We start from the raw sequence: 5688 nt of genomic DNA, 5'->3' as shown, positions 1-5688 counted from the left end.
GCAGCGTTTAACCTATCTCCGCTTTTTGGCTTATTAATGGTCTTCTCTTCCATAGTAGCGTCGCTCGGATCTCTTAATGCATCGGTCATAGCGTCTTCGAGGACACTTTATTCTCTGAGTAGGGACGAGCACATCCCAAGGGTCTTCGAAAGCATCCACTCATCTTTTAGGACACCATACTTTGCGCTTCTTTTCACATTCATTCTAACTCTACTCCTCATATTCATGTTCCGTATAGAGTTGCTCGTCTACATCTCAGACCTAGGCTATCTCTTAGGTCTAACGATAATAAACCCCGCAGGAATCTTCATAAAGAAGAGAGGTAGGCATTCTACGCTCAGAACACTTATCCCCATCATCGCCCTAGTCTCCACAGTGGTGATACTACCAACCATAAGCAGAACCGCTATGATCGTCGGTCTGATTCTCACAGCCATCGGATGCGCCCTCGCCCTAGTTGAAAAGACGCTTAAGGCTAAGAGGCGTATAGAAGGCGTAAAAAGATAGAAAAGGAGCTGGAGGCAAAAATGTGGAGATGAAGTTTAAGACTGTGGCTGTAGGAGGCACATTCGACTACCTGCATAAAGGACATCGAGCGCTCCTAGAGAAGGCTTTCGAATGCGGGGAGAAGGTGATCATCGGTGTAACTACAGACGATTTTCTATCGAAGCTGGGTAAGCACGTACATAATTGTTATGAAGAGAGGGTTAAGAGGCTCCGAGAGTATCTCTTAACCAAGTATCCTGCTGAAAGATTTGAAATCCAGCCACTAGATGATTACTTCGGACCCGGGATATATCAAGAGGATGTTGAAGCGCTTGTAGCGAGCACCGAAACCGCCGGTAGGGTTGAGATAGCTAACAGAAGGAGGGTGGAGTTGGGGTTAAAGCCTCTTGAAGTCGTTATAGTTGATACGGTGTTGGCTGAGGACGGGAAGCCTATTTCATCGTCACGTATAAGAATGGGTGTGATAGATGCAGAGGGGCGTGTGAAGCGGGTTGAGTGAGGAGGGCTTCGTCGTAACACCCTGGGAGGTAAAGGGTGAAGTAGACTACGATAAGCTCATCAGAGACTTCGGCACACAACCCATCGACGAAGAACTGTTAAAAAGAGTGGAGAAGCACACAGGAACACTCCATCTACTATTTAGGAGAAAGGTCTTCTTCAGCCACAGAGACTTCGACTGGATACTCGATAAATATGAGAACGGTGAGAAATTCGCATTATATACAGGCAGAGGACCCTCGGGGCATACACACATAGGGCACCTCGTGCCTTGGATTCTTACCCAGCATCTACAAGAGAAGTTCGACGCGGAGCTATACTTCCAGATGACAGATGATGAAAAGTATCTTCACGACCCCTCCCTCTCCCTCAAAACTAGCATACACTTCACCTACGAGAATGCGCTCGATGTTATTGCGTGCGGCTTCGAAAAAGGGAAGACCTTCATATTCTCCGATGTACACTACGCTAAGACGCTTTATGGTATAGCGGTTCAAGTTGCGAAGCACGTAACCACCTCAACCATAAAGGCGGTCTTCGGCTTCACCGACAGCACCAACATCGGCATGATCTTCTTCCCGGCTATCCAAGCCGCCCCCTGCTTCCTACCCTCCGTCCTAAAGGGGAGAAACGTCCCTGTACTAATACCCGCAGCCATAGATCAAGACAACTACTGGAGAGGTGTAGCACGTGAAGTAGCGCCTAAACTCGGCTTCTACAAACCTGCACAGCTACACTCCAAGTTTCTACCCGGCCTAGGAAGAGGAGGGAAGATGAGCGCAAGCGAACCTGAAACAGCGATATATACGGTAGATCCACCAGAAGTTGTAACGAAGAAGGTTATGAACGCCTACACAGGAGGTAGAGCTACGGTTGAGGAGCAGCGCAAGCTAGGTGGTCAACCAGAAATCTGCCCAGTCTACCACTACTACCATATGCTCTTTGAGCCGGATGACAAAGCACTCTACGAAATCTATTCATCCTGCAGATCAGGCAACCTACTCTGCGGCGAATGTAAGAGTAGGTTGGCTGGGAAAGTCAGAACGTTCTTGGCTGAGCATCAAAGGAGGCGTGAGAAGGCGAAAGATCATCTTCAAGAATACTTTTTAAAAGATTGACCAACACACTTATCTACTAAAATAAGTTGGCTAAAGGATAGGTGGTGGCTAAAGATTGCACGGGAGAAACTACAGAATTCCAAGCGGGATGCCTACTGTGAGGAAGGAGTATCTCCCAGGAGCGCCCAACCCCAAGATAGCGAAGTTCTCCTTGGGGAATGCGAAGGGTGACTACGACTATAAGCTTCAGCTGATCGCTAAAGCGAGATGCCAGATTAGACACAACGCGCTGGAAGCTGCTAGAGTCGCCGCTAACAAGAAGCTCGCAAAGATAGGTGAAGACAGATACTTTCTCCAAGTAAAGGTGTATCCTCATGTGATATTAAGAGAGAATAAGATGATAGCGACAGCGGGGGCTGACAGGCTCCAAGAAGGCATGAGAAAAGCTTATGGTAAACCTGTGGGGTTAGCAGCTCGAGTAGATGACGGCACGGTGCTTCTTGAAGTGAACGTATATGCTAACGACGTCGAGGCCGCGAAAGAAGCTCTAAAAGGCACAGCGAGCAAGCTACCAGTTAAGACATCTATAGAGGTTCTTCCGCTTAAGGAGGCCGAGCAGCAAGCAAAGACCTAAGTACATCGCACCACATGAAAAGTACTTGGTGTTGATTAGATTAGATACAGCCAAAGTCTTTGAGGAAGTAGAGCGGCTAAAACCCAAAACGGTTCTCATAGTCGCGCCAGACGGTTTGCTGAAAGAAGCTCAGACTCTAGCATCTACGCTTGAGGCTAGAGGTGTGGAAGCCGTGGTATCTGGTGAACCGTGTTATGGCGCGTGTGACTTAAAAGAAGATGTTGCTGAAGCGATCAAGGCTGATCTGATACTACACATAGGGCATACGCTTCGCATAAACAGAGCGGGCAAACGAACCATCTTCATAGCTGCAGAAGACGATATCGGGTTCAATAAGGTAATAGAGAAGGCTGCTCAGAGCCTAAAGCGTTTCAAGAAGATAGGGCTCTATACGATAAGCCAGCATCTACATAGACTATCAGAGGCTAAGAAGCTCTTCGAGGACCACGGGTTTGAGGTGAAGATTAGTCAAGGTGGGAAGCTCTCTTATGGGCAGATAATCGGTTGCGAGTTTCAACCAGCCTATTTAATAAAAGATGAGGTCGATGCCTTTATCTTCCTCGGGCAGAGTAGATTCCACGCAGCTGCGCTAGCGTTATCGACATGTAAGCCAACCTATATGCTTGACCCGTATCTAGAGGAGGTTATCGACGTCACCCCCTTGGCTGAGGATCTTTGGAAGAAGAGTTTGCTCGCGGTCTACAAGGCTCGAGAGGCTGAGAAGTTCGGCATCATAATAGGGTTGAGGGAGGGGCAGATGAAGATTGGGCAAGCGAAGCATATAAGAGAAGAGCTCGCTAAGCACGGCAAGGAAAGCACACTAATAGCGATGCGTGAAATATCGGCTGAGCGGATAAATACCTTCACTTGGTTTGACGCGTTCATACAGACCGCTTGCCCCAGAATATCAGTAGACGGCTCCGGCTTCAACAGGCCCGTACTCTCAATACCTCAAGCCTACGCCCTACTGAACCTACTCAAAGGGAAAGATGTTGGCGACTTTCTAAGCATACCTACCTGGGTTTAGAGGAACTGTGTACGTTTATAAGGGCGATTAAAGCAAGAATAATTTGAGAATTCGGTTGGCTGATAGCAAAAATAAAAAGGAGCTTTCACTGAGAGGTGTTTGATACGGCTAAAGACCCTGTTTGTGGTATGTTTGTTGAAGAGAACCCTGAAGCTCTCAAGGCTGAGGTCAGAGGAACAGTATACTACTTCTGCAGCGAGGGATGCTTAAGAACCTTCCTTAGACCAGAAATCGAGCACAGAAACATCTTGCTTACGACAATCTTCAGCTTCGCACTAGGCGTACCTATATTCATCTTAGGTATGAGCGACGTAGTGGGGTTAGCGGCTCTAAACAAAGGGAATCTTAACCTACTCCTCTTCGCATTAGCCACACCCGTCCAATTCATAGCAGGGAGAAGGTTTTACGCTGGCCTCTTACACGCCTTGAGGGCTAAAGCAGCCAACATGGATACACTTATTGCAATAGGTACAACAGCGGCGTGGGGATACAGCACCATCGTAACATTCCTACCCCAGCTGGTGCCTGCAGAAGCCAGAGTCGTCTACTTTGAAACCTCGGCTCTGATAATCGGGTTTATTCTGCTCGGTAGGCTTCTTGAGAGTAAGATGAGGAGGAGGGCTTCAGATGCTATCCGCAAACTGATGGATCTGCAGCCTAAGGTGGCGACCTTAATTAGGGGTGGATCTTTGATTGAGGTTCCTGTTGAAGAGGTTAAGGTGGGCGATCTTCTACTTGTGAAGCCTGGTGAAAGGATACCAGTAGTTGAGGAAGGCTACTCAAGCGTCGATGAAAAGATGGTGACAGGAGAGAGCATACCTGTGGAGAAGGAAGTGGGTGATGAAGTCATAGGCTCAACGATCAACAAAAGCGGCGTGCTGAAGATCAGAGCTACTCGAGTAGGCGTGGACACAACCCTCTCGCAGATAATAAGGTTAGTTGAGGAAGCAGCTGCTGCGAAAGCACCTATAGAGCGTTTAGCAGATCGAGTTGCAAGCTACTTTGTACCCGCTGTGATCTCAATCTCCATTCTTTCATTTGCTGCTTGGCTGATTCTCGCATCCAACTTCATAAAAGCATTCACATCGCTTGTTGCCGTCTTGATCATAGCTTGCCCATGCGCACTCGGATTAGCAACGCCAGCAGCCATCGTAGTCGGGACTGGAAAGGGCGCTGAAAAGGGTATACTGATAAAGGGGGGAGAGCATCTTGAGAAGGCAGGAAGAGTGGACACAGTAGTCTTCGACAAAACCGGAACGCTGACCAAAGGCGTGCCAGCGGTCACAGATATAGTAGCAGAAGATGATCCAAGAGAGGTTCTACGCTTAGCAGCTGTTGCTGAGAAGAACTCAGAACACCCGATAGCAGAGGCGGTAGTAAAGAAGGCGGAAGAGTTAGGCTTGAAGGCGGTTGAGCCGAGTAGTTTTGAAGCGTTACCAGGCTTGGGTGTAAAAGCCCGTCTTGACGGCACTGAAATTCTTGTAGGTAACCGTAGGCTCTTAGCTGAGCGAGGGGTCTCTGTTGAAAGATTTAGAGAAGCTGCTGAGCAGCTATCTTACGAAGGAAAGACCGTGATCCACGTAGCTGCTTCAGGTAAGCTGATCGGCTTGATAGCAGTTGCAGACACTTTAAAGGAGGGTGCCAAGGATGCAGTAAATGGGTTGAAGGCTCTTGGCTTGAAGGTGCTTATGCTCACAGGAGACCATAGAACGACAGCTGAGGCAGTGGCTAGAGAGCTAGGTGTGGATGAGGTTCTGGCTGAGGGTCGTAGCCATGGTAGGCGATGGTGTAAACGATGCGCCAGCCTTGGCTCAATCAGATTCGGGTATAGCGATAGGGAGCGGCACAGATGTTGCGGTGGAGGCAGCTGGCATAGTGCTGATCAAAGACGATCCAAGAGATGTCGCTGAGGCGATAAAACTGAGCAGAAGAACCCTTAGGAAGATTAGACAGAACCTGTTCTG

Annotated in this window: 6 protein-coding genes; all 6 read left to right on the top strand. The window is 48.5% G+C overall.

Going from position 1 to position 5688, the window contains the following annotated elements:
• On the top strand, nt 1–507 hold a 507-nt coding region (locus HA494_03985; protein ID NHV96930.1), incomplete at its 5' end, for an APC family permease.
• A gap of 28 nt (nt 508–535) precedes the next feature.
• Nucleotides 536–1006, top strand: a complete 471-nt coding sequence (locus HA494_03980; protein NHV96929.1) for a phosphopantetheine adenylyltransferase — start codon at nt 536–538, stop codon at nt 1004–1006.
• On the top strand, nt 999–2123 hold the full coding sequence (locus HA494_03975) for a tryptophan--tRNA ligase (protein ID NHV96928.1): 1125 nt from the start codon (nt 999–1001) through the stop codon (nt 2121–2123). Before HA494_03980 ends, HA494_03975 begins: the two co-directional genes overlap by 8 nt.
• A 55-nt stretch (nt 2124–2178) precedes the next feature.
• Nucleotides 2179–2697: a 50S ribosomal protein L16 gene (locus HA494_03970; GenBank protein ID NHV96927.1), complete on the top strand. Its 519-nt coding sequence runs from the start codon at nt 2179–2181 to the stop codon at nt 2695–2697.
• A gap of 31 nt (nt 2698–2728) precedes the next feature.
• Entirely contained in the window at nt 2729–3724 is a 996-nt protein-coding gene (gene dph2, locus HA494_03965; protein ID NHV96926.1) for a diphthamide biosynthesis enzyme Dph2, read from the top strand.
• Nucleotides 3725–3819: 95 nt separating this feature from the next.
• Nucleotides 3820–5634, top strand: a complete 1815-nt coding sequence (locus HA494_03960) for a heavy metal translocating P-type ATPase (GenBank protein NHV96925.1) — start codon at nt 3820–3822, stop codon at nt 5632–5634.
• Nucleotides 5635–5688 lie beyond the last annotated feature (54 nt).

This window comes from Nitrososphaerota archaeon (genome assembly GCA_011605775.1).
In the GTDB taxonomy this organism is placed as follows: domain Archaea; phylum Thermoproteota; class Nitrososphaeria; order Nitrososphaerales; family JAAOZN01; genus JAAOZN01.
The sequence above is the reverse complement of the archived record's forward strand: the minus strand, read 5'-3'. Positions and strand labels throughout refer to the sequence as shown.

What these genes read in the sequence shown, in the direction of transcription:
- HA494_03980 (NHV96929.1), top strand. Translation starts at nt 536, where the DNA reads ATGAAGTTTAAGACTGTGGCTGTAGGAGGCACATTCGACTACCTGCAT.